The sequence below is a fragment of the Bacteroides sp. 1_1_30 genome (assembly GCF_020982715.1).
Taxonomy (GTDB): domain Bacteria; phylum Bacteroidota; class Bacteroidia; order Bacteroidales; family Bacteroidaceae; genus Bacteroides; species Bacteroides xylanisolvens.
Genome location: NZ_JAJKHN010000020.1, coordinates 1 through 26,382, shown reverse-complemented (window position 1 = coordinate 26,382; position 26,382 = coordinate 1). Strand labels below are relative to the sequence as shown.

The 26,382-nt window shown below is 42.9% G+C and carries 12 protein-coding genes and 1 pseudogene; 3 read left to right on the top strand and 10 right to left on the bottom strand.

The features are described from left to right. Positions 1–228: 228 nt before the first annotated feature. A complete protein-coding gene (locus LPH68_RS07545; protein ID WP_151923113.1) occupies positions 229–2,232 on the bottom strand; it encodes a DUF2264 domain-containing protein in 2,004 nt (667 codons plus the stop codon). Between the two features lie 217 nt (positions 2,233–2,449). On the opposite strand from LPH68_RS07545, the gene LPH68_RS07540 reads away from it, so the two are divergent. The 3 genes from LPH68_RS07540 (at position 2,450) to LPH68_RS07530 (ending at position 6,316) form a co-directional block, all read left to right on the top strand. Then, on the top strand, positions 2,450–3,454 hold the full coding sequence (locus LPH68_RS07540) for a family 43 glycosylhydrolase (RefSeq protein ID WP_032849592.1): 1,005 nt from the start codon (positions 2,450–2,452) through the stop codon (positions 3,452–3,454). Positions 3,455–3,645: 191 nt separating this feature from the next. Next, complete coding sequence (locus tag LPH68_RS07535) at positions 3,646–5,652, top strand: glycoside hydrolase family 127 protein (RefSeq protein ID WP_008776455.1); 2,007 nt, start codon at positions 3,646–3,648, stop codon at positions 5,650–5,652. Between the two features lie 229 nt (positions 5,653–5,881). Further along, positions 5,882–6,316, top strand: a complete 435-nt coding sequence (locus LPH68_RS07530) for a hypothetical protein (RefSeq protein ID WP_229085988.1) — start codon at positions 5,882–5,884, stop codon at positions 6,314–6,316. Between the two features lie 48 nt (positions 6,317–6,364). Here LPH68_RS07530 and LPH68_RS07525 read toward each other — a convergent pair whose 3' ends face one another. The 9 genes and pseudogenes from LPH68_RS07525 to LPH68_RS07485 all read right to left on the bottom strand — a co-directional run bounded on the left by LPH68_RS07525 (position 6,365) and on the right by LPH68_RS07485 (position 26,255). Next, the gene (locus LPH68_RS07525) at positions 6,365–9,235 is read right to left on the bottom strand and encodes a two-component regulator propeller domain-containing protein (RefSeq protein ID WP_230296896.1); all 2,871 of its coding nucleotides are present in this window, start codon (positions 9,233–9,235) and stop codon (positions 6,365–6,367) included. Positions 9,236–9,342: 107 nt separating this feature from the next. After that, the gene (locus LPH68_RS07520; RefSeq protein ID WP_192923074.1) at positions 9,343–11,334 is read right to left on the bottom strand and encodes a beta-L-arabinofuranosidase domain-containing protein; all 1,992 of its coding nucleotides are present in this window, start codon (positions 11,332–11,334) and stop codon (positions 9,343–9,345) included. A 141-nt stretch (positions 11,335–11,475) separates the two neighbouring features. Next, complete coding sequence (locus LPH68_RS07515; protein WP_008776459.1) at positions 11,476–13,089, bottom strand: RagB/SusD family nutrient uptake outer membrane protein; 1,614 nt, start codon at positions 13,087–13,089, stop codon at positions 11,476–11,478. Positions 13,090–13,110: 21 nt separating this feature from the next. Continuing rightward, positions 13,111–16,110, bottom strand: coding sequence for a TonB-dependent receptor (locus LPH68_RS07510; RefSeq protein ID WP_151923111.1), 3,000 nt, complete (start codon positions 16,108–16,110; stop codon positions 13,111–13,113). Between the two features lie 949 nt (positions 16,111–17,059). Next, on the bottom strand, positions 17,060–17,920 hold the full coding sequence (locus LPH68_RS07505; protein ID WP_004299723.1) for a TonB family protein: 861 nt from the start codon (positions 17,918–17,920) through the stop codon (positions 17,060–17,062). A 208-nt stretch (positions 17,921–18,128) separates the two neighbouring features. Continuing rightward, positions 18,129–20,075, bottom strand: coding sequence for a glycoside hydrolase family 97 protein (locus LPH68_RS07500; protein WP_055167519.1), 1,947 nt, complete (start codon positions 20,073–20,075; stop codon positions 18,129–18,131). 35 nt (positions 20,076–20,110) lie between these two features. Further along, entirely contained in the window at positions 20,111–22,576 is a 2,466-nt protein-coding gene (locus tag LPH68_RS07495; protein ID WP_230296895.1) for an alpha-L-arabinofuranosidase C-terminal domain-containing protein, read from the bottom strand. Between the two features lie 320 nt (positions 22,577–22,896). Beyond that, positions 22,897–23,874 carry a glycoside hydrolase family 43 protein gene (locus tag LPH68_RS07490; protein ID WP_008649558.1) on the bottom strand — a complete coding sequence of 326 codons (978 nt, stop codon included), beginning with the start codon at positions 23,872–23,874 and terminating at the stop codon, positions 22,897–22,899. Positions 23,875–23,919: 45 nt separating this feature from the next. Then, positions 23,920–26,255, bottom strand: a pseudogene (locus tag LPH68_RS07485) (beta-galactosidase). Positions 26,256–26,382: the final 127 nt, after the last annotated feature.

Here is a 26,382-nt window from a genome sequence, read left to right as displayed (position 1 = left end):
TATGTGTCAAAAAAGGACTAAAAAACAATCATTCTCCGCTAAATGCACGATATTACAGAGCATTTGCACTTCGATTTCAGCTCTCATTTATCATATAATACGATAGGAATAGTGATTCCACCTATCAGTTCACTCTATAAAAAGAACTTACCCGATTTCAACGCAAAACGATTTTCTGGTCGAGCAGGTCATTTATATATACACATAAAATGCTTTTCTGATATTCCATTACTCAAACGCGATATTTTTTATTTCTCCGCTTGCCAGACGAACGGTCACTTGTTTTTTATCCTCCGATACATTGACAGATTTCACCGGATTCAGTTCTTTTGAAGTAAAACGGCTCTTCCCGTCACCCTTTTTCCACAATTGAAGCGTCACATATATCTTCTCACCGGACAATCGATCGGAAACCATGTTTAACGCACATTTCTCACTCACAGGATGCACCCCCTCCGGATATACCGTATGTACTTTCTCCCAACCTGCCAATGGTATCATTGCCAATTCATATTCTCCATTAGAGAGTACCGGAATGCGCTGTTTATTCACCTTGCGACAGGTTTCTTTTATATCCGTATCCAAACGAGGCAGTGAATAATGTCCCAGACAAATCTCTGTCGGTTCCGAAACGGATACTTTATCCACCCGCAGAATTCCATCCGGTAGAGGAATATCCGCCAACTGATATTTCACGCAACTATCCGTTTCGAGCACAGCATCACGACGATAAATACCATTCTCGAAGCTTTTGAAAGTATACAGCCGCAACACTTCCCATTCTCCTTTCTTATTCTTTGTTCCATAATTCATGGAAATTTCTCCGTTCTTTCCGTCTGCCATCCAAGGGAATTCCGTATGATAAGCCAATTTGTTATAGTTCTCCGTACTACGGAACTTCTGCCAGTCTTTTGCCACCGTCTCATGACACCATGAGCGCATTTCAGAGCCACCGCAATTCGGATAATTGGTTATCAACAAGTTTGTTGCCGGTTGGAACTTATTATACACCTTTCCTTTTTCCAGTTCTTTCTCCCAAGGACCGTTGTTTTCTGTAGCCGACCAATATTTGGAACTTTCCGGCAACAACAGACTAAGGAAAGCCTTTCCGCACCAATACACACTTCCCCGACAACTATAAATCTGAACAGCAGGAGCAAAAGGACCGTAAAAGCCCATAGTCGGAATACCCTCTTCCAGAAATTCAGGACTTTCCAAAAACTGCATCAACGTAGCAGAGGCAATTCTTCTCATCCATCCGTAATTTACATCACCGGTCGCGTCATATTCATATAAGGATAAAGGAGCGGTTGCAGCAAAACGATAGCAAATGCTTCTCCCCCACATATTCATTCGCCCGTCACGACTAAACATGAATGGATAATTGCCAACCATATCATGCTGGTTTTTCAAGAACTGCGCTGCGTATTGAGGATATTGTTTCTTTCCGAACATTTCCGCCCAGACAGGTCCGTAAGTCTGATAAGCCCATGCACTATAATAATCGTATGCCGGAGCATCATTGTACCAACCTTCACCCCGGTATCGAGCCAGAAGTTTCTCCAGATTCGACTCCAGATAGCTGTCATTCACAACATATCCCTGGTCTTTCAGAAAACTCAAAATAAATACATTGAAAAACATCCAGTTGGAACCGATAGTAGGTCCTTCTCCATAACTCAACATGGTAGCAGCCAACGCATCTTTCTGTTCTTTTGTCAGAGGATTCCATAACACTTCCTGTGCCGCTTTCATAGAGATTGCCAACGAGCCCAGTTCCAGTAATGTCTGACTGGGTCCCCCCTTACGATGCGGAATAAAGCTCCGGCTTTCCGGATTAGATATATTTATCAGTTGATGGCGATAATAATCCGTCACCTTTATCCCGTTCATTTCCAGTTCGGGATTATCTTTCAAAAGGGGGGCAGCAACGAACAAGGTACGTGCAAGTCCTTCCAGTTTTGCTACCGGAATCTGCTCTTCATTTCGCGGATATGTCTTTTCCAGCTGTTTCGGGAAATACATCTGGTCGTCCAGTGTATGTATATAATCGAATGCGCCTTTTAACAGATATTCGCCCGCTTGAATCCAGTGCCGACGTGTCATACCCGTATAAGGGCTTTTTTGATAGTCCGGTTGCCGAACAGTGAATATATTCTCTTGTGCAATAACGACAGAAATTCCTGCTGACAAAATTAAGAACGATAATAGTAACGCGAGTTTTGCTTTCATGGCAGCTATATGTTTATAATGTTAGATTCATCGCAAAAGTAAAGCTTTATAAACAGAACTCCGTCCAATAACCGTTCATTTAAATCCAATTTTAAGTCAAAATATCGTTTCTAGCATCAATTGAACGATAATCAGCCCTCTTTGACGGATATACATCCTTTTTTCCAGAAAAGACCATTTATCTTTGCAATACAATAATTAAACCAATACATTGAACATGAAACATTTGCATTTCAAACTCTTCCTATTCTGCTTATGCCTCATCGGGACAATACAAATGACAGCGCAAAACAGAAAATCGCATAATCCGATATTACCCAGTTTCCATGCTGATCCTGAAATATTATATTCACAGCAGACGAAGCATTACTATATCTATCCCACAAGCGATGGATTTCCCGGTTGGGGCGGGAGTTATTTCAAAGTCTTTTCATCGAAGAATCTGAAATCATGGAAAGAGGAGAAAGTCATTTTAGACATGAACAAAGATGTATCATGGGCGAATGGCAATGCATGGGCACCTTGCATCGAAGAAAAGAAAATAAACGGAAAATATAAATACTTCTTTTATTATAGCGCAAATCCTGTCACCAACAAAGGCAAGCAAATAGGAGTAGCCACGGCAAATTCCCCTTTAGGCCCATTCACCGATTCGGGGAAACCAATTATCACTTCTTCTCCCGTAGGGCGGGGACAGCAAATTGATGTGGACGTATTTACCGACCCTATATCAGGTAAAAGTTATCTCTATTGGGGGAACGGCTATATGGCAGGAGCCGAACTCAATGACGACATGATGTCTGTCAAAGAAGAAACCATCACGGTGATGACTCCCAAAGGCGGGACTTTAGAAACGTATGCATTCCGGGAAGCTCCTTATGTATTCTTCAGAAAAGGAGTTTATTATTTCTTATGGTCTGTGGATGACACAGGTTCCCCAAATTATCATGTAGCTTACGGTACAAGCGACTCTCCATTAGGACCTATCCAAGTTGCCAAAGAACCGATTATCCTGATCCAATCTCCTAAAGAAGAAGTTTATGGTCCGGCACATTGCTCGGTTCTTCAAATTCCTAACAAGAAAGACAGGTGGATTATCGTCTATCACCGTATTAATAAGGAGTATCTGAAACATGGACCGGGATGGCACCGAGAAGTGTGCATGGATTGGATGGAATTTAATGAAGACGGAACAATCAGACAGGTAGTTCCTACACCCTAATCCCGTTATTTAGCTTTATGGTAAAAGGAATAGGGGGATTTGGCCCAAAACGCGGGGAAGATTCAGTCAAATTTTAAATGAATAAATCTTCTCCCGTATCTGACAAAAGCACAAGACGGCGTTTCCATAGATATTCCTTTTATTTGCAAAGTTAAAATCATCATACTATATTAATCCTAAAATAATATCAGATGAAAAATGTTCTGACTATCGCATTACTTATTTCTACCAATATGGTAGGGAATGCGCAACTTAATCATGGTTATCCGATAGACCCGGTATCCTTCACTTCCGTGACAGTGACAGACAGTTTTTGGGGACAACGCCTCAAAGCAAGCCGTGAAGTGACCATACCTCTGGCATTCAGCAAATGTGAAGAAACCGGAAGATATGAGAATTTCGTGAAAGCAGCCCATCCAAGCGATACATACAAAGTGGAAGGACTCTCCTTTGACGACACGGATGTCTACAAAACCATCGAGGGAGCCAGTTACTCGTTGCAGACTTACCCGGACAAGAAATTGCAAAAGTACATTGACAGCGTACTTGTGATCGTTGCTGCTGCACAAGAACCGGACGGATATCTATATACTGCCCGTACGATGAATCCCAAACACCCGCATAATTGGGCGGGAAAAGAACGTTGGGTAGCCGTGGAAAACCTTAGTCACGAATTTTACAACTTAGGACACATGATAGAAGGTGCGGTTGCACATTATCAAGCTACGGGAAAACGTAATTTTCTTGATATTGCTATCAAATATGCTGACTGCGTCTGCCGGGAAATCGGAGACGGAGCACAACAGAAAAAGCTGGTTCCCGGACATCAAATAGCAGAAATGGCACTGGTTAAACTGTATCTCGTGACAGGTGACAAGAAATATCTCGACCAAGCCAAGTTCTTTTTGGATGCGCGCGGATATACCAGTCGGAAAGATGCCTATAGCCAAGCGCACAAACCGGTTGTAGAACAAGATGAAGCTGTCGGGCACGCAGTCCGTGCCGCCTATATGTATTCCGGCATGGCAGATGTGGCGGCCATTACAGGTGATAGTAGCTATATCAAAGCCATTGACAAGATTTGGGATAACATCGTCTCCAAGAAGATCTACGTCACAGGCGGCATCGGCGCACGACACGCCGGAGAAGCTTTTGGCAACAATTACGAACTCCCTAATTCTTCTGCCTATTGTGAAACCTGCGCAGCCATCGGTAACGTATATATGAACTATCGCCTTTTCCTGCTGCACGGCGATGCGAAGTATTTCGATGTATTGGAACGTACATTATATAATGGCTTAATTTCCGGAGTATCATTGGACGGTGGTTCCTTCTTCTATCCTAATCCGCTGGCTTCCAATGGTAAATATAGTCGCAAGCCGTGGTTCGGTTGCGCCTGTTGCCCTTCCAATGTCAGCCGTTTCATCCCGTCACTTCCCGGCTATGTGTATGCAGTCAAAGACAATCAGGTATATGTCAATCTATATCTTTCCAACAAAGCCGAATTGATAGTCAATAAGAAGAAAGTCGTGTTGGAGCAGGAAACAGGATATCCCTGGAATGGCGACATCCGTGTAAAAGTGGCACAAGGCAATCAAGAGTTTGCCCTGAAGCTCCGTATCCCGGGATGGGTACGCAACGAAGTTCTTCCAAGCGGCTTGTATAGCTATGCAGACAATCAGAAGCCGACTTATCGAATAATCGTGAACGGACAAGAGACTGCAAACACGCTAAATAACGGTTATTTAAGTATTGAACGCAAATGGAAAAAGGGAGATGTGGTGAAAATTCATTTTGATATGCTTCCCCGTATCGTAAAGGCAAATGAGAAGGTAGTTGATGACAAAGGGAGAGTCTCCGTCGAACGTGGACCGATTGTATATTGTGCAGAATGGCCGGACAACAAATGCAATGTACATACCGTACTTTTAAATCAGCATCCCCAATTTAAGGTCGTTGAGAAACCGGAACTTCTCTATGGTATCAGCCAACTAAAAACTGACGCGCAGGCTTTAAGTTACGACAAGAACGGTAAATTAATCACCAAAGATACAGAACTTACACTTATTCCTTATTATGCCTGGGCTCACCGTGGCGAAGGCGATATGAAAGTATGGCTACCGATTGACGTAAGTGCCGCTTCCGCACTCCCGCAGGAAGTTCAGAAATGGGAAGATAACGGATTCTTCAAGAACTAAAGACTACAAACCAGACATGAATATAACTCCATTCTGTCAAGTACCTTTGCTTATGCACGGTACTTGACAGAATCAAACAAAATGTCGAACTATGACTACAACAAGAAGAAACTTTTTGAAAAAGGCCTGTATAAGTGGAATTTGCCTTTGTGGATTCAGTACCATACTTGGAAGTGAAACATTCACACCAAAGACTCCCTCAAGTGAAACACCCAATAAGAACGAAATAATGTTCCTAAAGTGGATCACTGAATTATTGGAGAATCTGGAGAATAGCCATTTGACAGAGGCACAGTTGCGCCAAATTGTCAAATCATCATCCATCGCGCACCATCACAATCTGGAAATGGACACTATGTTAACTCCCTTCAAAGGCCATCTGGATAACTTTATTGAATTTATAGAAGAAAAATGGGGGTGGAAAGTCAGTTATGAAGACAGTAACAAGCAAGTGCTTATTGTTGACGAGGACAAGCCATTTTGTGTATGTCCATTATTACAAAAAGAGAAGGAAAAGAAGTTCCCGGCCTTATGTTATTGTTCGGAAGGATTTGCTGAAAGAATGTTCACTATCGTATGCAACCATCCTGTAAATGCAACTGTCATTTCTTCTATCCAGCGGGGAAATAACAAATGTATCTACAGGATAGTACTCAATCCATAACCTTATACCCTTTCCCCAATAAGATGCTTTATCGGTAAATGTACTTTGTTATTGCGTTTTCATTTTCTTTTGATACTCACTTGGCGTAATGCCAAACACTTCTTTAAATGAAGTCGTAAAATGCTTGTGATCACTATATCCCAGCGCCATGACCACTTCGGCGATAGTAACCGTTTTATTCTCCAACATCCGGCAGGCATGTCTCATCTTGATATCTTTGATAAAATCCAACGGTGTCTGTCCGGTCATCGCTTTTATCTTTCTCGACAAAGTAGAACGTGACACATTCAGTTTATCCGCCAACATCACGACATCGAGTTTAGGGTCGGACATGTGTTCCTCTACGATTCTTAAAGCTTTCTCTATAAGCTGTTCATCCGACGAAACAAAACCAATATCCGATATCGAACCGGCCTTCGCTTGAACTTTACTGATTTCCGGTCGTATCTGCATACGTTCCCTTTCTACCAGCATCCGGTTATTTTCCTGTTTGATCCGCTGAAGATAGAGATGCAGCATGGTCCATAAAATACCAATAGCAATGAGGACATATAATGTATATGCCCACCATGTCTCATAAAAAGCAGGTAAACGATGAATGGTAAATTCCGTCACTTTATCGCTCCATAATCCATTCTTATCAGTAGCTTTTACTTGAAACACATACTCTCCCTTACTCAAATTGGTGTAGAAGGCCGAGTTTCTACCTTCCTCCAAATATACCCAGTCATTATCGACGCTTCCCAATCGATAAGCATAACGCACCTGCTGCAAATGATGGTAATCAAGAGAAGAAAAATTAATTTCCAGGCTTTGGTCATCGGGATTCATACGAACGGACTGCCTCAATGGATTTTCCTTCCTGTCGTTATCCCAAATGCTCTTTCCCTTTATCTTAATATCTGTAATATAAGTAGTCACTTGTTCCGGAATACTTTCGAGCTGTTGAGAGGAAGGAATAGAAATAATACCGGAGATCCCTCCGAAATAGAGTTCCCCTTTCCTGTCATAATAAGAGGCATGTGATAATAAACGATTCAATAAAAAATCAGAAGTACCGGTACGGTAACTTCTATAAGCGCCATTCTTTGGATTATATTCTCTCACAGCCTGATTCGTTACAATCCATACATGATTATAGTTGTCCACAATCACATTATTAATGATATTCCCCTTCATGCCGCAAGCAATGCTATGCTCCGCAGTTTCTTTGCGCCCGGCATCATACATCAATATTTCTCCTTCGCTTGTCCCCAACCATAGTTTGCCGTCGGTCGTTGCATCCATACAAGTGAAGTCCTTTTCCAAAGGAAACAATTCCGTATATTTATCCTGTCCTACTCTATATATTCCTTTTCCCCTGACTGCCGCCCATATCCGTCCGTCACTCGTCTGCGTAATCCCCGACACATTTCCAAGTTCATCGGATATGACTTCAAGCGTTCCGGTCGGTATATGATATACATATAGACCGGTCGTGGTACCCACCCACAAATTCTTTGCCGAATCCTCGAAGAAAGAAGATGTCTCTCCCGGATTTCCGGTTACCTCACCGATTTGTATGCAGAGTTCCTCCTTCATTTCCATATTTTCCTGACTTAGTCCGTAAATGACAGAACCATAAGGCATAGCCCATACCATACCCGGAACATGAGAAGGAATCAGGTTGCGCACTTCCCACAAAGGAAGATTCTTAGTTCCCCCGTTTCTTAAATAATACCCCATCCGGTCAGTTCCCGCATCATAGACATACAAGCCATAACGTTCTTGCGAAAACCAGAACACTCCTTTACTATCCATACACAATGAGATGATAGCCGGATTTGCCTTTATCTGTTCTCTTAAAGCCGGTAAAGTATATTTCTTTATAAAATGCTTACGAATATCAATAATGAAACTCTCCATATCAAAAGCCGACACCCACAATTTTCCGTCCCTGTCTTTATAGATTTCATAAAGCATCTTATTGCCAGGAATAAGGAATGAAGAGGTATCCACCTGTTCGAGCATCTTATCTTCTGTGATGCAAAATGCGAAAAGGTCTTTTTTGGTAGTAACCCATAAATAATGGTAGATGTCGTCCTGTACCATGTGATAGGTGTCTCCCGTGGTTTCGCCTGTCACGTCCACAGGAAGCGGTTGCGGAGTATATGCGCGTTCCGGAGATGGTGCCTCCGGATTAAAACGGACAATACCCTTTCCCCAAGTCCCCAGCCAATAACATTGATGTGTTTCGTCCCAGATGATTTTCTCAATATCCCGATATTCTTCATTATGGAAATAAGGTTCGAAACTATCTGTCGCCTTATTCAGTTTATACATTCCGCCCTGTGTAATGGATATCAGCAGATTATCCTTTTTATCTTCATAAACGGTATAAACAAACTGTGGAGAACGGTTGTACGTCATCGGATACCGTTTGACCATTTCCCCATTAGCCTTATATCTGAATAAAGCCCCAGCCACGCTTACCCAAATCGTGCCATCCTTGGTTACATTAATAGAGAACACATTTTTGTCTGACAGTTCTTCCATATTGACAGGAGTAATCCGGTATGTTGCCTTATCCAGCATGTAAGCCCCTTTGAATGTTCCGAACCAGATATGTTTTTCATGGTCTTCATTAATGTAAGTGATGTAATTATCCTTCAGCAGTCCGTAATGAAACAGGTCGGAGCGAAACACACGGACATCATATCCATCATCCCGACATAGCCCATTAAAAGTGCCATACCATATATAACCATCGCTATCCTGAAATATGCGGTGAATAGCCTTGACCGGCAATTTCTCCAATGAGGGGATATCCTTCACCACGATTTCCTGCGCGCAAGTGGTGCTCATGAACCAAGTCCGAAGTAATAAGAAAAGAAATATATGGTTCAGCCGTGGGAAATAATAGATATGTCTGGTGCTCATAGTCTGATTCTTGAATATTTGATACGGCAAATATATCAAAAAAGCTTCAACCTAGGTGCAAGGTTGAAGCTTTTCTCTATTAATGACTAATACCTATTGAAAGTTACCTATTTCTTATACTGCCAAATACCATAAGTAAACATATCTGCATTTCTCTGTGGTTTCTGTTCGTCCGGACGGAACCACTGTCCAATATTTACAAACGGGGTGAGAACCACTTCCACATCACTCCCCTTATAGAGGGCTTTTGTCCGATAGGCAGGTCCCAGTATCTTGGGGTAAGGTTTGTCCATAATCGTAGGCTTTGCATCTACATCCACCTGAATATCCCTTTCCATATTTACATCATCATTACAAAGCTGTTTATTCCACACCATATCCAGGCAATAAACCACAGGACCACGTAAGAAAGCGTATGGTATTTTATCGGTCGGTTCTTCCCTATACATAATCTCTCCTCTAGGCAGCGTGTAAGTGGTATATTTACTATGATGTTCGCGCATCACCCACTTTTCCACCATAGGAAAAACGATGCTGACTTTGTCTCCCTTCACCCATTTCCGGGATATTTTCAGATAAGTACCGGGCTGTACGCCTGCCATTTTCTCTCCATTCACAGAAACTTGCGGTTTCTCGCACCAACTGGGAATACGCAAATTCAGCACTCTGTCTGCAACCCTTTCCGACGTGACGGTCAATTCCATATTTTCCACTTCCGGATAGTTGCCGGAGATTTCAAATGAGAAAGCCTTTCCCGCATATTGGGAAGGAACATACTGGTTCACATAAAATTCTTTTCCTTTTTCCGCATACATGAAAGTGGGCAACATGGAAATGATGCGATGTCCGCTTGCCGTGCAACAGTCGGGACCATGAAAATAGCCATGAGGTTTTGAACCGTTCGGTGCGGTATGATAACGGCATGAACCGGTTTCACAATCTTGCGCGGCAAAAACGTGATTAATCATCAAACGTTCCATTGCGTCTGCATACTTGGACTCTCCGGTCAGTTCCAGCAGCATTTGTGTCAGTTGCATCCATGACATAGTAGCACACGTTTCAACCACATGACCCGAAATTGGTTTCACATAATCGTGTTCATAATGCTCGGCTACACTGACACCACCGGTGATATACATCTGACGCTTGTGAATGTCATCCCATGCTCCGGCAACTTTGCGGAACAGCGACTTGTCTCCTGTGATACGATATAGACGAAGAAAACCCATAAAATTCATCTGGAAGGTATGCGAATGTACGTATGGTTGGAGTTTGTCTACTCCCAATGTACCATCGGCCACAGAATCCAACCGTGAGAAAGCATCCCAACCGCTCCATTTATCAATGTTGCTGACTACCCATTCACTCCACTCCAGGTATTTTTTCTTTCCTGTAAGTTCATACAGCCGTGCGACAGGGTCGCAGAGCAATGTCCCTTCCCATGAATAGTGTACTCCGTGTCCTGCAAAATCCGACAAGGCATCCACTTGTTTATGTTTGTTCTCCGGATCTCTCAAGTCAGACGGCCAGAATTCCAATTTGCCGGGTCCGAAGTATTTCAGATAATAATCCGCCAGTTTTTCAACAGCTGCTAAAGCATCCTTATCTCCAGTTTGCTCATACACCGTAATAAAAGCATGGAAAACAAAGTAGAGTTCATAAGCGTCCATACCCCTGACTGGTCTCTTGTCCGAACGATAACTTCTGGCAGTAGCACCCAGATAACCATTCTCTTCCTGTGATTCAACAATGCGTTTGAGTACGGTACGGGCTTTCGACATCAATTCACTGTCACCGCTCTGAATGGCAGACAAATAAGCGGATTCGAGCCATTTCCCATGTTGCTCGGCTTTCGTCCAGTCCCATGTTGTATGTTGGCGTTCCACGATAAAATCAACATATTTGTCTATAGGGAAATTCTTCAGGTAAACGTCACGATTCAGTTTCATACGTTCTCCATAGAAGCCGGTTACATTTTTAACCAAAGAAACAGGAACCGGGTTTTCCAGTGCCGCTACTTTATCATGGTTGCGGGCAGCAAGAGAGTGAGTAGCCGTCGAAACAGCTAATAAGATTGTTAGAAAGCTTTTTAATTTCATAAGTGATATTCTAAAATAGTTATATAATTCAGACAAAAGAACATAAGAACAAAAAATAAAATAGCAGTTCAATAAGCAACAGAAATAAGTTTCAAAGCGCAGCCTTTATGTTCTTTTGTTCTTATGTCTAAAAATAAATGATCATTTCACATAGTCCGGATTCTGCGTCAGTTCCGGATTAGCAATCAAGGTAGATTCCGGTATCGGGAATACCTTCCTGTAGTCTCCCATAGGCTTATGTGACAGCCAGCTTTTCTTTGTGAAAAGTCCGAACCGTATCATATCCCTGCGCGTATGCCCTTCCCAAGCAAATTCCCAACAAAGTTCATCAAACATACGTCCGAATTGTACCGGAGTCTGGTCTCCCGGTTCCGCAACATTATAATCTTCGACATACCCCCATTGGTAGGCAGAGTTTTCTTTCAGTTGTTCGTCCGTCACCGTAGCTTTGTCGGGCGTACTCTTAAAGTTTCTCTGACGAACCTGCGTCACGAGTGCTCCGGCTCCGGGTTTGCCGGTACGTAGTAAGCACTCCGCTTTCATCAACAGCACTTCGGAATAACGGATGAGAGGAATATCCGTATCGCAACTCCACTCCGACCCGGCAGCTACTTCATACTTATTCATGCGGTAACCAGCCATTTCACTCGTAAAGTTTCCGTCAGGAAGCTCTTTGGTAAAAACAAGAGGCTCGCCCGCCATATCGTAAACGCCATACAAAGGATTCCCTTCCGCGTCAAACTGCTGTCCCATCAGCCACGAATCTTCCAAACGTGTATCACCTGCCTGATAGGTATTGATAAACTGTGTAATCCCCTTCGGGCCACCAGCCATATTGGGGGCGGCATTGAGCAGATATTTCTTCTGTAATTCACTATGCCAGGAATTCATAAACAGGTAATTCCCGGTTATCCCACGGCTATAATCGTAAACAATAGTAAACATGACTTCTTTCGAACCTTCTACTCCGCTTGCACGGAACGAATCTTTGTAGTCAGGAGACAAGTCACACTTATTCTCCGTGATTATGTCATTGCATTGTGTAATACATTCCTCCCAACGGGGAGTGCCTGTATATACCTCCGCATTCAAATATACATTTGCCAATATCGCTTTTCCCGCCCACTTATTGAGTTTTCCGTAAGTACTTGCATCCTGTTCCTCCGCCAAATCGGGAATAGCTTCGCCCAGTTCTTTCACAATAAAGTCATAAACTTGCGCACGCGCAGTCTTTCCCGGCAATTCCTGCGACATGGTAGTAACCAAAGGAATATCACCGAAATTATCCATCAGAATCCAGTAATAATAAGCGCGAAGAGTTCTTAATTCTGATATTCCCTGCTGCTTCTTTTCGGGCGAAGGCGAGGGAATAATATCTTTTTCCAGACGTTCAATAGCCCCGTTACATAAAATCACTCCTTTAAAGTAGTTGTTCCAAAGACTGGAAATCTGTCCCAGTTCGGAATTCCAGTTATGAAAATGCAGGCGTTTATAAATACCACCGTCATCCCAACCGGTAGAATTCGGCGGAGTCACCACACAACAACCCGTCAGCTCTTGGGTTTGCCAATAGCCACCTACAAAATCGCCGTGCAACGGTTCGTATGCACCTGCTATATTAGGAATAAAGTCATTGACCGAGTAACTATAAGTCTGTTCAGTCACACCTGAATATACCACTTCGTCCAAGTCATTGCAACCGGAAACACATACGGTCAGTGCCATCCATAAGATATGTATATTTTTCTTTTTCATATAAGTCATTTTTTATTAGAGTTAGAAATTCAGGTTAACGCCGATTGAAAACGTACGGGCAGAAGGATATCGGTACATATTGTCCACACCGGGAGTCAGTCCGGTCACGTTCACCTCCGGGTCGATGCCGGAATATTTGGTAATGGTAGCCAGATTAGATATACTTCCGTAAACACGCACCCCTTTAATCCATTTGTTTTCTTTGATAACCGGGGTGTACCCGATAGTCAGATTGTCTATTTTCCAGTAATCGCCATCCTGCACATAATAACTTACATACTGTAATTCCTGATCGGCAGCCAACGGACGTTTGCCATAAACATTGTCAAATGCTTTTTCCATCACATTTCCCAACCCTAATGACACGGGAGCCGCATAATTCATTTCAGGCATATTCAGTATCTGGAAACCAAAAGCTCCACGCATAGTGATTGACAAATCAAACTGTTTATATCTAAAAGTATTATTCCAGTTTAAATACCAGTCAGGAAGTCCGTTGCCAAGCACTTTCTTATCATCCGCCTGTTGCTCCGCAATCGGTTTCGGTTTTCCGTCGGCCCCTTCGATAATCCAGTGACCGTTTTCGTCAATGTCTATGCTCTTATAGCCCCAGAAATTACCGATAGCCATACCTTCCTGCACACGATGAGTCTTCTGCTGAATGGGGGCGTATGTATCTCCCAAGTCAGTATAACCGTTGGAAGAGTACTTGCCGTTGGACAAAGACACCAGTTCATTGGTGTTTGTAGAGAAGTTGATTCCCGTATCCCAAGTGAAAGATTTCGTTTTTACGGGAATGAAATTCAAGGATACTTCCAATCCTCTGTTCCGGATAGAACCGGCATTGGCAGTTATCGTATTTTTCACATAAGGAGGAACCGATACTGTATAATCCCAAATCAAATCGTCCGTATCCCGGTTATACCAGTCGATACTTCCTGAAATCCGGTCATTGAAGAATGCAAAATCAAGGCCGATATTCGTTTCTTTCTTCTTTTCCCAGCGCAGGTCGGGATTCGGATTGGAGGATGCACGGAGCAAAGTAGTCCACTGTCCTCCATAATAACCATATCCGCCCAAGTCAAGCGTATTTAAAGACAGATAAGGATTCCCGGGGATCGTTCCGGTTATTCCGTAACCGGCTCTTAACTTTAAAAAACTCAAGAAGTTTACATTCTTCAAGAATGATTCTTCTTTCAAATTCCAACCAATAGATACGGCAGGGAATGTTCCCCATTTGTGATCTGCCCCAAACTTGGAAGAACCTTCATGACGGATGCTTGCTGACAAATAATATTTACCCTGATAATTATAATTGATTCTTCCGAAGTATCCTACGAGTTTGTATTCTTCCTGATAAGTTTTCTCTGTAGCCTTTCCATCTTTCAAAGCTGTACCGGCTGCCATATTATTATAGGAGTAGTCATCTGTCGGGAAATTATAATTATCCATGAAAGCTTCCTGGTTGTTATTCTTGTTCCAGCTATAACCGGCTAATGCGTTCAGGCTGTGTCCCCCCTTGAAAGCTTTGTTATATTGGATCGTGAATTCTGTCATATCCGCCTGATTCTTATGTGTTTCACGGGACGCGTAACCATTTTTATTCTGAATAGTGGTAGAGCGGTGATTCTTTGTTTCATAATAGCCGGAGAATTTGTTATAGACTTCTCTGGAAAGCAACCATTTGATATCCAGCCCCTCAATCGGAGTAACCGTAACAGTGGCGTGCATCCGTAGATTGGTCGCATCGTTTTTCCCTTGTGTCTCATTCAGCAACGCAAGCGGATTATAGTATAAATCACGTGCAACTTCCGTCCATTTACCGTTTTCATCTTTTATCGGTTCTGTCGGATTGTAAATCAAGGCACTCTGATATACATTGGTATTATAAGGAATACCGTAACTTTGCTGGTACCCGCTCAACCCCGCGTCTATCTTCAACCTGTTATCAAACATCCGGTGCGTTACGTTCAGACGCGGAAATATAGTCTCCACTTTAGAGCGTTTGACAAGTCCTTCGTTAGAGGCATAGTCAAAACTGGCTATGTAATTAGTGTTCTTCGAGCCACCACGCAAATTGATACTATAAGTCTGATTAAAAGGAGTCTGCATTATTTCGTCCAGCCAGTCCGTCTTACTGCCATAATCAGCGGCTCCGGTATATCCTTCCTTCACCTTCTCCAAGTACTGGTCTGCCGACATCATCGGAAGTTTCTTTGCAATCTTCTGAAAGGAGACATAAGAATTCACTTCTATCGTGGGCTTCATCTCTCCCTTACTGGTTTTAGTGGTAATCAGAATAACACCGTTCGTACCTCGTGTACCGTAAATAGCCGCTGCCGACCCGTCTTTCAAGACGTCTATCTGCTCAATGTCATTAGGAGATACTGAATTCAATTCTCCCGGAACTCCGTCAATCAATATCAACGGGCTCGTTCCCGACTTCAGGGTAGTAGAACCGCGCAGAACGATTTCGGAAGTGGAAAGAGGATTCGCATCGGGATTAATAACGGATAAACCGGCTACTTTACCTTTTATCAGTCCGGCAGCATCGGGAGTGGTTACCTGAACGAAGTTTTCCGCTTTCACACTCATAACCGAGCTGGTCAATTCTTCTTTACGTTGAGTGCCATAGCCGATAACCACGACTTCATCCAACGTTTTCGTATCTTCTTTAAGTACGACTTTCAATGATGTTTTTCCGTTCATCGGGATTTCTTGCGTGATATAACCGATGAAAGAGATAACAAGTGTACCTTTCGACGTTCCGTTAAGGATAAAGTTACCGTCCAGATCCGTTATAGTGCCGTTGGATGTACCTTTCAGCATGACACTGGCCCCAATCACCGGCTCTCCGCTTTCTGTTACGACCTGCCCTTTCAGCGCAACAGTCTGCATAGTTATCTGTACCTCACTTACATCTGCAAAAGATGATGACGGATAAGCTGTACAAAGAGCTGAAATCATCATCATAGAAAAGATTCTTTTTTTAGACAAGTTCTTTAAATGATAGTTTTTCATGAAATCAAGTTTAAAATCAACAATTTCTTTACTTCTGAAAAGGATGACGGCCGCTCATCTCTTTGCAACAAAGAAAAGCAAATTCTAAATTAATACATTCATAGATATGTTCCAATAAACGGGGAATAATGAAGCAGAGGGATTTTGATTCATTATTCCCCGTTATTTGAATCATTACTCCCCAGAGTATTCGCTATTTCTAGAAATCTCCTCAAACACCTATTTCTCAATTTTACAAGAACAGCCTTCACCTTTCACAATGCCCTGTTCATCGGCATTAGTGGGTGAAGGCTGTACTTTCACCCGTCTTTCACCCATCGGTTTCCTAATCCTACATGGCACTTCTCTATCTATGCTTCTGAAGACATACCTGACCTGCTTCCTTATCCATTACTAACTACCCTCTCTTTCATTAATAACAAACTTTCTTTTGATTATAGGTAAACTTCCTATTACCAGTATGTAAACTTGTTTTTCATTAAATGCAATCTATAATTGCAAGTTGCGTTTATAAAAACAAAAGCTTTGATTATATAAATGCAAGTTTCATTTATATAATCAAAGCTTACATTTATAGTTTTCTTATAATGCAAAGAAAGTTTAGGTCCTATACAAAGGAAGTTTATCCCTTATAGAAAAAAAGTTTTCCTATAATAGTCCGGAAGCCATCTATTAATACTTCTCCTGCCAACTATAGATAAAAGATTTAGCAGACTAGACAAGCTGTAAAAGCCCGGATAGAAAGGTGAAAGGAAAGTGAAAGCCTACCCTTCACCCGCTAATGCCGATGAATAGGGCATTGTGAAAGGTGAAGGGTATTTTCTTGAATTTCCATAAGATCCCGCAACGATTCAAAACGGAACTTTCCGGGAACTATCGTTTCAAATAAGTCTTCTAAAACGAATGTACTCTTCCTTCAACAATGGCAAATCTATACAGAGAGAAATTATCAATCAGCCATTATCTTCACATCAGGCGACGGAACACGGAACCAATACTCCACCCATCGTTTTTCTTTATCGGGCATTGAGAACGATAACTTAATCAGATTGTCGTGGAGACGTTCAACACTAATTTCATTCTCTGTTCCCGGAACGAAAACAGGATCGGACGATTTTCCCAATATCTCGACATACACGCTGTCTGAAGGCAAACGATACTCTCCCTGGGAAAATATAATGGCATTCGATTTCGCATCCCTGCCACGTGTCATGATGTTTATAAATGTTTTATCGGCAGAAATTACTTTTAAGACCGGTAATAATGCAATCCGAAAATCATGTGCACCGGGCTGCACAAGACAGCTTTGCCATACTCCCTCCAGACTCTTATTAGTGACTTCCTGACCGCTAGGGACAGTAAGTTCAGGAATATTCATATTCGGAGTATTGCCATTTTGCTTTTTCGACAGGCTGAACATTACAGGAATAGTGAAACGCACTTTGACAGCCTTGCCATCCGCCATTCCGGGTGACCATTTAGGCATTGTTTTCACCACGCGCAAAGCCTCTTCATCCAACAGGGGATCAACTCCTCTCACTACCTTTCCCTGTCCCGGTGTTCCATCTTCCATCACTACGAACTGGATAATCACCCGACCGGAAACTCCTTTCTTCTGGGCTTCGACAGGGTATTTTACGTTAGTTGCCAAGTATTTCATCATGGCTTGCATGCCTCCCGGAAACTTCGGCATCTCATCGGGAATTAAATAAACTCCCTCACTATCTATTCTGGGGACTGACTCTTTCTGTGCAAACAATGGCAAACACAGAAACAACGCTATGAAAAGACTTACTAGTTTTGTATGCATGGTTTTCCGTTTTAAGGTTGAACAATAAACGAAGATAACATCTTTACGCTAAAAGAGCAACAAAAAAATCGTTTATTTTCCTCATACACAGCAGTTATTTATTGCACAATAAATACTGTTGCCACCAAGCCACAAGTAAATAACAAATAAAAATGTGAGTTCGGGATAAGGGTATTTATCCCGAACTCACATCCAAAAGAAATATCATCTAGTTGTTCACCAATACAACACCTCCCTGTGGAAGGATTTCCAGTTGCACTTTTCCGCTTTCTTTTACTTTCAACGTCACAAGTTGAGGTTCTCCTTTTTTATCATCCTTATACAGAGAAACGGTTTTTCCGGCAAACATATCTAAATCCAGTTTCAACTTTACGATTTCTTTCCCGGCATTCACAGCAGCCAGATACCAGGTGTCACCGTGGCGACGTGCCAAGACTACATATTTTCCCGGATATCCGTCAATGAAACGTGTTTCATCCCACGTGGTAGGAACCGTTTTCATATAGTCCACACAAACAGGGGAAACATCTTTCAGGTTGTTGGGAGCAAGCGCAAAATTCTGTACCGGATTCTGGAATAATACGGTAGTGGCTAATTGAAATATATCAGTAGTACGGCGGGTAGTTCCTCCGTCATTGTTGCGATTCAGCCGTTTGTTCAGGAAACAACCACCGAATTCCATGCAACCCACCGCGTTGCGGATAAACGGATGCAGACAGGCATTGAAAGCCTCTTCATCACAGAAGTGCTGGCCGAAAACCATATTTTCGGAGGCCAGTACAGCCTCGCTGCCTACATAGTTCGGGTACATACGTTCCCATCCGCGAGGGATGGTACAACCGTGGAAGATTACCATCAGACCGTGGTCGTCAGCATCACTCAAAATATCTTCATACAGGCGCATCGTTTCCTGCTTGTCGCCACCAAAGAAATCAACTTTGATTCCTTTCACTCCAAGACTTTGCAACCATTTCATTTCACGTTTGCGGATAATAGCATTGTCCATGTGATTCACCGGCCCCTGCTCAATATCATTCCAATAGCCGGAAGAGCTATACCATAAGAAGAGTTCAACTCCTTTACTTCGTGCGTATTCTATCAAAGATTTCATGCGGTCACGGCCGATGTTCGTATCCCACCAGTTATCGATCAAGGCATACTCATACCCCATTGCAGCTGCAAAATCAATATAGCGCACCTGATCGTCATAGTTAATACTACCATCCTGCCAGAGAATCCAGCTCCATGTGCCGCGTCCGAAACGGTAGTCATGCGTCGTTTCATAAAGAGGACGTACGACATCCCAGATAACGGTTGTTTCCACAATCGGTTTCAAGGTTTCGCCAACAGTTATGGTACGCCAGGGAGTAGCCCCGGGAAGGGCAAACGCCGGAGCAGAAGTTCCGTTACCGTTATTTTCTGCTGCCATCGGGAAAGCAACCGTATACAGATTACCTTCGCTTACATCGCTCAAACGAGAACCGCAATAACGACTGTCTACACCTGTTTCGCTGACTAATACCCAACCATCGTCACCGATACGGAACAGACAAGGGAACGTGTAGCCATGCCCGTACTGCGAACGGTCACTCATGGGAGCATCTGCCTTATACTCTTCCTCATAACTGGGTTTGGTACGCTTCCAACCTATCATGGCATCGCTTTGCGGACATAAGAAAGTAGTTGTTTGTTGCGGAAAGCGAAAGCCGGTTTCTTCGGCAGTTACCGTTACACTTCCTTTTCCATCCTGACGCGGAAGAGTATAGCGAAAAGCTACATCGTGATTGCTGACACGAAAGACTACATCTATTTTCTGCCCTTTCGGATTCTCAAAATTACAAATCAGTTCGTTTGCCTGATAATGCACTTTGGAGGTTTTAATACGATCCTGATGATAGACAGTGTCAATCGGAGTAACAGCGTGTCCTGTCAGTTTCATTCCTTTTGCAAATTCACCGATATTCGTATTCATACCCAAAGGAGATTTCTCCAACATTGTCTTTCCATTGTAGGTAATCGAATAACTTGGCTTTTCGGCTGGAGAAGCAGATACAACCAATTGCAGTTTTTCATCCGGCCCTTTCACTACCACTTCCTGTGCTATCAGAGAAGTCAGACAGCAACTAGCCAGCAGGGTACTTATTATCTTCTTCATATTATTTATGTCGTTATTATCTTCACTTTTTTCTGTTATTTCTCATTTGCCTTCTTTATGCGGATCACCGTAAAAGAATAGGCAGGTAATTGATAGTCAAACTTTTCTGCTACTTCCATTGTGTCTTCAACAGGTAGCGGGGTATCGGCCGGTTTGCCGGTCAGTACGGTTCTTTTTGCAGAAGACTGTATAGCACCGATTCCGGAAAGGTCGACATTCGTATTCACCTCTACGGGAAGTAAATTGACCAGCTTCACAATCACGTCGCCACTTGCCGAGTCACGGACAATAGAAGCGGCAATGCGTTTCCGCACTTGATCATCTCTATTATCAAGAGTGATCTTTGACGGCAGATATTCGTTTCCGGCATTCTGTCCGTAGAGTTTCTGAACATAGTAGCCGGTGGTAGGTTTCACTTCCCGGTTATTGAAGTAAATCAAATCCGGATTCCACTGGGTATGTCCTTCTTTTGCGAGAAGAGGGGCATAGGAAGTCATGTGTACAACATCTCCATTACGTTCCAAGGCAGCAAGATAAAGAGCTTCTGTCAGTGCTGTTTCGATATTCGCCTTTCGTCCCGGTATGTGAGTTGCATATTCGCCCAAGTATACTTTTGTCTTTTTCGAACGATCGTATTTGTCGTAGAAATCCTGGTTGTTCAGGAACCATCCCGGAGTCTGGTAATAATGTTCGTCGACCATCGGAATACCCAGTTTGTCCGCCAGCTTCCATCCTTCCACGTAGTCTGTACCCTCATTGAACGGTCCCACTGTACCGACAACAATCATTTCAGGATATTTTTCTTTGATGGCATTGAAGATCATTGTGAAGCGTTCTTCGAAGATATCAGTGATAAGATCTTCATTTCCGATACCGATGTATTTCAGATTGAAAGGTTTCGGATGCCCGGCTTCGGCACGTACCTTTCCCCATTTGGTCTTCTTAGCGTCACCGTTTGCCCATTCTATCAGATCAAGAATATCCTGAATATAAGCTCCCATTTCGCTCATCGGGATACCACCTTGTTGTCCTCCTCTCAAGTCGCCGTGACAGGCAGAGTTCTGGCAAGGAACACCGGCCGCCAGCACTGGAAGCGGTTCCGCACCAATATCTTCGCAAAACTGGAAATATTCAAAATAACCCAATCCCATGCTTTGATGGTATCCCCAAAGGTTACGCTGTGCTTTTCTTGCTTCCAACGGACCTACTGTATTTTTCCATTGATAAATGTTTTTCAAGCCATCACCATGAGCCACACAGCCACCGGGGAAACGGATGAAACGGGGATGAATATCAGCCAACACTTGAGCCAGATCTTTGCGAAGCCCGTTCTTACGTCCTTTAAATGTATTCTGCGGGAATAGGGAAATCATGTCCAGATTCAATTCACCAACAGATTGAGGGATGATTTCGAGATGAGTGTCCGCAGTAGCTTTAGCAATTATCACCGCTTTATATGTTTTCCATTGACGGGAAGACACTGTTAGAGAAGTCTCTCCACACACATTTCCTTTTCCATCTACCAGACGAACCTGCAATTTATTTGATTTACCCTGCAGAACCCGGGCGAAGATGGAAAAATCATATTTCTCTCCGGTGTTCAGTGCGATTCCATCAAAACCTGTATTTTCTAATGCAGCTCCCGGTTGTTCTACATTCAGCACGGCATAATGTGGGTTATTGATATGAATAGGGTCGGTAGTATCAATAGTGAAAGTCGTTTTCTCTCCTTTCAGTGCCCAGGAATGAGTGCTGTTCCAGTTCTTATCTCCTTCCCTGTCCGAAGGGTCGTACTCGAAGTCGCGGTTTTGGATAAGTTCTGCATAGAGTCCTCCGTCTGCCGAATAATTGATGTCTTCAAAAAAAGCGCCCAGCAATACATCACTAATGGCTTTTGCGCCTTCCGGTTGTACAGTGACCGTTGCTTTTACAGGCTTCAAACCGGCAAAACGTTCTCCATCCTGTATCGGACGTTCTCCATGTAATGAGTTCCGATATTGATTCCAGCCATAATTTTTATCCAATCCATCCACCAAGGTCCAAACTACCCGGTTGATATTTCCTTTCTGCTCTTCTCCGGCAACAATAGCTTTCACTCTCACTCCGTCAAAATCCGGCGTAGTACGGGGATATTTCTGACTGGTCCAGTTGATTAAATCCTTGGAAGTAGCTTGGCCGTATCCATCATGGTCATTCAGTTTCCAGGTACAAATCCATTCGCCATCGGACGATTGTTTCAAATAAGGATCGAGCATTTTCTTCTGTGATCCCCAGCGGCTATAATCGCACCGGAGATATCCGTAGTTCCGGCCAATTTCAAACCAATTTTCTTTATCTGTACTCCAGGCAAAACGGAGTCCGCTGCGTCCGTCGTCTCCGGAAGTTGCAAAAGAAAACAGATAAACCGAATCGGGTGTACTCGTCATTTCTTTGATTGCAGCTAAAGTGAGCTGCTGGAACGACAAAAACAAGACAACTAAAAAGAGGAATAATTTTCTCATGGTATATATTGCATTAAGATTATCAATCGCAAAGTTAAGATTTTCATCATTCTAACAAGCGTGTTTCATATAATAATTGGTAATTATACACTTAAAAATATATAAGAAACAAGTAAACAAGGGTAAAATATACACTTTTCCCCATATCGTATACTGTTTTCCTGGATTACAACTAGTTGAATCCATCTTATCAGAATAACTCAAAAGAAAACAAAAGGATGGGAATACTCACTGGGAAGCGAAGATTACCCGCCTGAAAAACAATTGGTTTAACAAATCAGGGACAGGTGTTTTTCTCCTGTCCCACGAGATATTTTAGTTCAGAAACCTTCGGGTTTGCCATAGGCCTTGAAGAGGCGTTTCAACTCTTTTGGGGTAATCGGTATGACAGTGCCATGGCGCGGATGGAAATCCATACTGATAGCATGGTCAATCACTTTGAAATGTTCCAGATCGGAACTTTCGGTAAACTGGTATTTACCTTTCGTATATACATCATACATCAAAATATACTTATCGGAACCAACCAGCGGGAAAATACCCGAACCTTCTACCGGATCCTTCGTCTGCTGTTTATAGTCATCCGATTCTGTCCATTGGCCGGAGGTTAGAGAGGAGGTAGTGGCCTTTTTAATTCCATTTCCATTCCCTTCCGTTTTGTAGAACAAATGATAGAGTCCATCTTTGTAAATAATGTCGCCGTCAATACATGATTTTTTGTTTTCCGGAAGAAACAGTGGCTTCGGTTCTCCTTCTATATCGGTAAAATCTTTGTCGGCATAAGCATAATAAATGATATCGGGACCATTGCCATGTTGCATGGACCAGTAAACCATGTACTTTCCTGCTTCCCTATCATAAATAGTTTGTGGAGCCCACACACGTTTCAGATCCTCCTGATTGGGATATTTTTTCTGGATATTCACGATATTGGAAGTCCAGTGTACAAGGTCTTTTGATTTCAATAATATCATGGCACGGTTAGAACTCCATCCATTGCCGGATACCATATCTGTCACCACCATATAAAATGTCTTCCCATCTTCACAACGCAAGATATGGGGATCACGCACTCCACCTGTTGAACTAATCACACGGGAATCAAGTACCGGCTGATTTCCATTCAAGGCTTTATAATTATATCCATCGAGGCTAACAGCCATCCGGACGGCTTCTTCACTCATGCGATTGCCGGTGAAGTAAACAAACAGGTAAGCAGATTGCTGGCAATACCCAGTCAACACTCCCACAAATAGGAATGCGAAAAGAATTATATTTTTCTTCATATTCATCATCATTTCAATGCTTTTTCATCCATTGTTTTATTCTTGTCCATTCACTGTTTAGTAGTTGAAATCAGCAGGTTTCACATATACACGATATTCCTTAATCATACCCGGATACCCTTTTTCGGCGCGGGGCAGATAGCGGAAACCGGTCACATTTTCCACTTTGCTCAAGTCAATTACCAATTGATGAGGATAAGGAACATTGTCCACTGTCATCCAGAAAGTGGATTCCTGCAAGTCGAATATTTTGTCAGCTGTACGGTTGCCACTACGTGTTTCTTCACTATCGGCATAACGAATCTTCCAATGTTCGCGGGATACCGGTTTACTATCAGCTCCCAGGACATCAAACTCTGCTATAGCTGCGATGTTATCATTTGCTTGTGGAGAAAGTGCTTCCAGACAGAAATAACGTCCTTTCACCGGAGTGGCAAATCGCACTTCCTGCCAGCCGTTACCCGGAGTGAAAGCTCCTTCGTGTGTTACTTTCTCACCTGTCAGTTTCAGTTTTTCTCCATCCTTGCGGTGTGTTTCGGGAGCTTTTTCACGAAGCACATCAAGAATAGGTTTCTTCAAGCCTTTGATAGAGGCTTTGGCAGGACCTTTCAAATCCAATACGAGAATTTCATTCTCTCCTTCTTTGAGCCAGCAACCCGGCATAAAGAGGGTCTGTTGCGGACCGATTTCCCAGAAACGCCCCATTGCATGACCATTCACCCAAACCATACCTTTACCCCATGTGCTCATATCCAGAAATGTATCTCCTACTTTATCCAGTTTAAAGGTGCTCTTGTAGTAAGCAGGCATAGCCGGTAGTATTTTTGTATCGTTATATTTCTTGTCTTTAATAAAAGAATAATCTACCGGGAAGTTGTACACAGTCCAGTTTTTCAATTCCTTAGCCTGATTGCCCGAAACAAGTTCCACCTTTTCCGTGATACCTTTGCGGTCGTGGATGGATTTGTCAAAGTTGACACGTCCCATTGCTTCCACTAGAATATCCAGTTGCGTACCTTTTTTCAGTGCGGGCAAAGTCGTAGTAAATTCTCCTTTACGACGGTTCAAACGCGCCAGAAGTTTGCCGTCGGCATAGATTTGCGCCCAGTCGTGCACTTCCGTAATCTTCAAAACGGTTCCTGCGGGGGTTGCTTCAGGCAATGTGGTCCGATACAGAATAGTTCCCCATCCCTGATTGAATTGTTCCATCGGGTGAATATCCACTGTTTGTTTGGCTTCCGGCAAATTCGAGAATAGTGGAGCCACTTTATTGAAATGAATTTCGGGAATCTCAATAACAGGCAAAGCAGCGGGGACTTCAGGCAATGATTCACCGGCCGGAAGATAGTTTTTCAATAAATCGCGAAGCAAGAAAAACTTTTCGGTGGTCCATCCGGCTTCACTGATCGGAGCGTCATAATCGTACGAACTGCACATAGCGGAATAAGCAGGGTTGTTTGCACCTCCCCAATGACCGAAAGTCGTTCCTCCGTGAGTCATATAGAGACTGAAAGAGATATTCCGGTCGAGCATATCCTTGATGCCCTGTACCATATCTTTTGCAGGACGTGTTTCGTGTTTCCGTCCCCAATGGTCGAACCACCCGCTCCAGAACTCACTACACATCAATGGAGTTTCGGGACGAAGCTCTTTCAGTTTCTTAAACTGCTGGTCGATATTAGCCCCAGTTCCGAAATTCACAGTCCAAATCAAATCGTCGAGTGCATTATTGGTAAAGTTACTGATCCAGTCACATTGAAACAGAGGTACATCGGTGAAACCGGATTCACGAACCAAATCACGCACGGCAGAAACGTATGGTTTATCGGTTCCGTAAGAGCCATACTCGTTCTCCACCTGAACCATGATAATGTTTCCTCCTTTATCCACTTGCAACGGAGCCAGTTGTTTGCCGACTTCTTTCATAAAAATACCTACCCGTTCCATATAATAAGGATCAAGCGTGCGCAAGGCTACGTCTTTTTTCTTTAACAGCCACAGGGAAGTCCTCCCATCTCCCATTCCGCACACACATACGGACCGGGACGGACAATAACATACATTCCATGTTGCTGCGCAAGTTTACAGAAAGCGGCAATATCATTCTGACCGGAGAAGTCGAACTTTCCTTCTTCCTGTTCGTGGATATTCCAGAAAATATAAATGCAAATCGTATTCATTCCCAATGCTTTGCACATCTCTATGCGATGACTCCAGTAAGCCTGTGGGATACGGGTGTAATGCAATTCAGCCGCCTTCACTACAAATGGTTTTCCATCAAGCAGGAATGTGTTCTTGCCCGCCTCAAATTTGTGGGCAGTGGTTTGCGCCTGTGCACTACTAAAGAGAATAACTGTAAAAAGTACCAGTAAAGCAATGATTTTGTTTTTCATGGTTTATTCAAAAATAGAATTTTAATAGTATACGGCAAAGGTAGGCGATTCACCTAAAAAGGAGGGGATAATTATCATTCAAAAAGGGTTAGAAATAAAGCAAAATAGCTGTCTCTTATACACATCT

What these genes read in the sequence shown, in the direction of transcription:
- LPH68_RS07545 (WP_151923113.1), bottom strand. Translation starts at nt 2,232, where the DNA reads ATGAAAGCAAAACTCGCGTTACTATTATCGTTCTTAATTTTGTCAGCA.
- LPH68_RS07540 (WP_032849592.1), top strand. Translation starts at nt 2,450, where the DNA reads ATGAAACATTTGCATTTCAAACTCTTCCTATTCTGCTTATGCCTCATC.
- LPH68_RS07535 (WP_008776455.1), top strand. Translation starts at nt 3,646, where the DNA reads ATGAAAAATGTTCTGACTATCGCATTACTTATTTCTACCAATATGGTA.
- LPH68_RS07530 (WP_229085988.1), top strand. Translation starts at nt 5,882, where the DNA reads ATGTTCCTAAAGTGGATCACTGAATTATTGGAGAATCTGGAGAATAGC.
- LPH68_RS07525 (WP_230296896.1), bottom strand. Translation starts at nt 9,235, where the DNA reads ATGAGCACCAGACATATCTATTATTTCCCACGGCTGAACCATATATTT.
- LPH68_RS07520 (WP_192923074.1), bottom strand. Translation starts at nt 11,334, where the DNA reads ATGAAATTAAAAAGCTTTCTAACAATCTTATTAGCTGTTTCGACGGCT.
- LPH68_RS07515 (WP_008776459.1), bottom strand. Translation starts at nt 13,089, where the DNA reads ATGAAAAAGAAAAATATACATATCTTATGGATGGCACTGACCGTATGT.
- LPH68_RS07510 (WP_151923111.1), bottom strand. Translation starts at nt 16,110, where the DNA reads ATGAAAAACTATCATTTAAAGAACTTGTCTAAAAAAAGAATCTTTTCT.
- LPH68_RS07505 (WP_004299723.1), bottom strand. Translation starts at nt 17,920, where the DNA reads ATGCATACAAAACTAGTAAGTCTTTTCATAGCGTTGTTTCTGTGTTTG.
- LPH68_RS07500 (WP_055167519.1), bottom strand. Translation starts at nt 20,075, where the DNA reads ATGAAGAAGATAATAAGTACCCTGCTGGCTAGTTGCTGTCTGACTTCT.
- LPH68_RS07495 (WP_230296895.1), bottom strand. Translation starts at nt 22,576, where the DNA reads ATGAGAAAATTATTCCTCTTTTTAGTTGTCTTGTTTTTGTCGTTCCAG.
- LPH68_RS07490 (WP_008649558.1), bottom strand. Translation starts at nt 23,874, where the DNA reads ATGATGATGAATATGAAGAAAAATATAATTCTTTTCGCATTCCTATTT.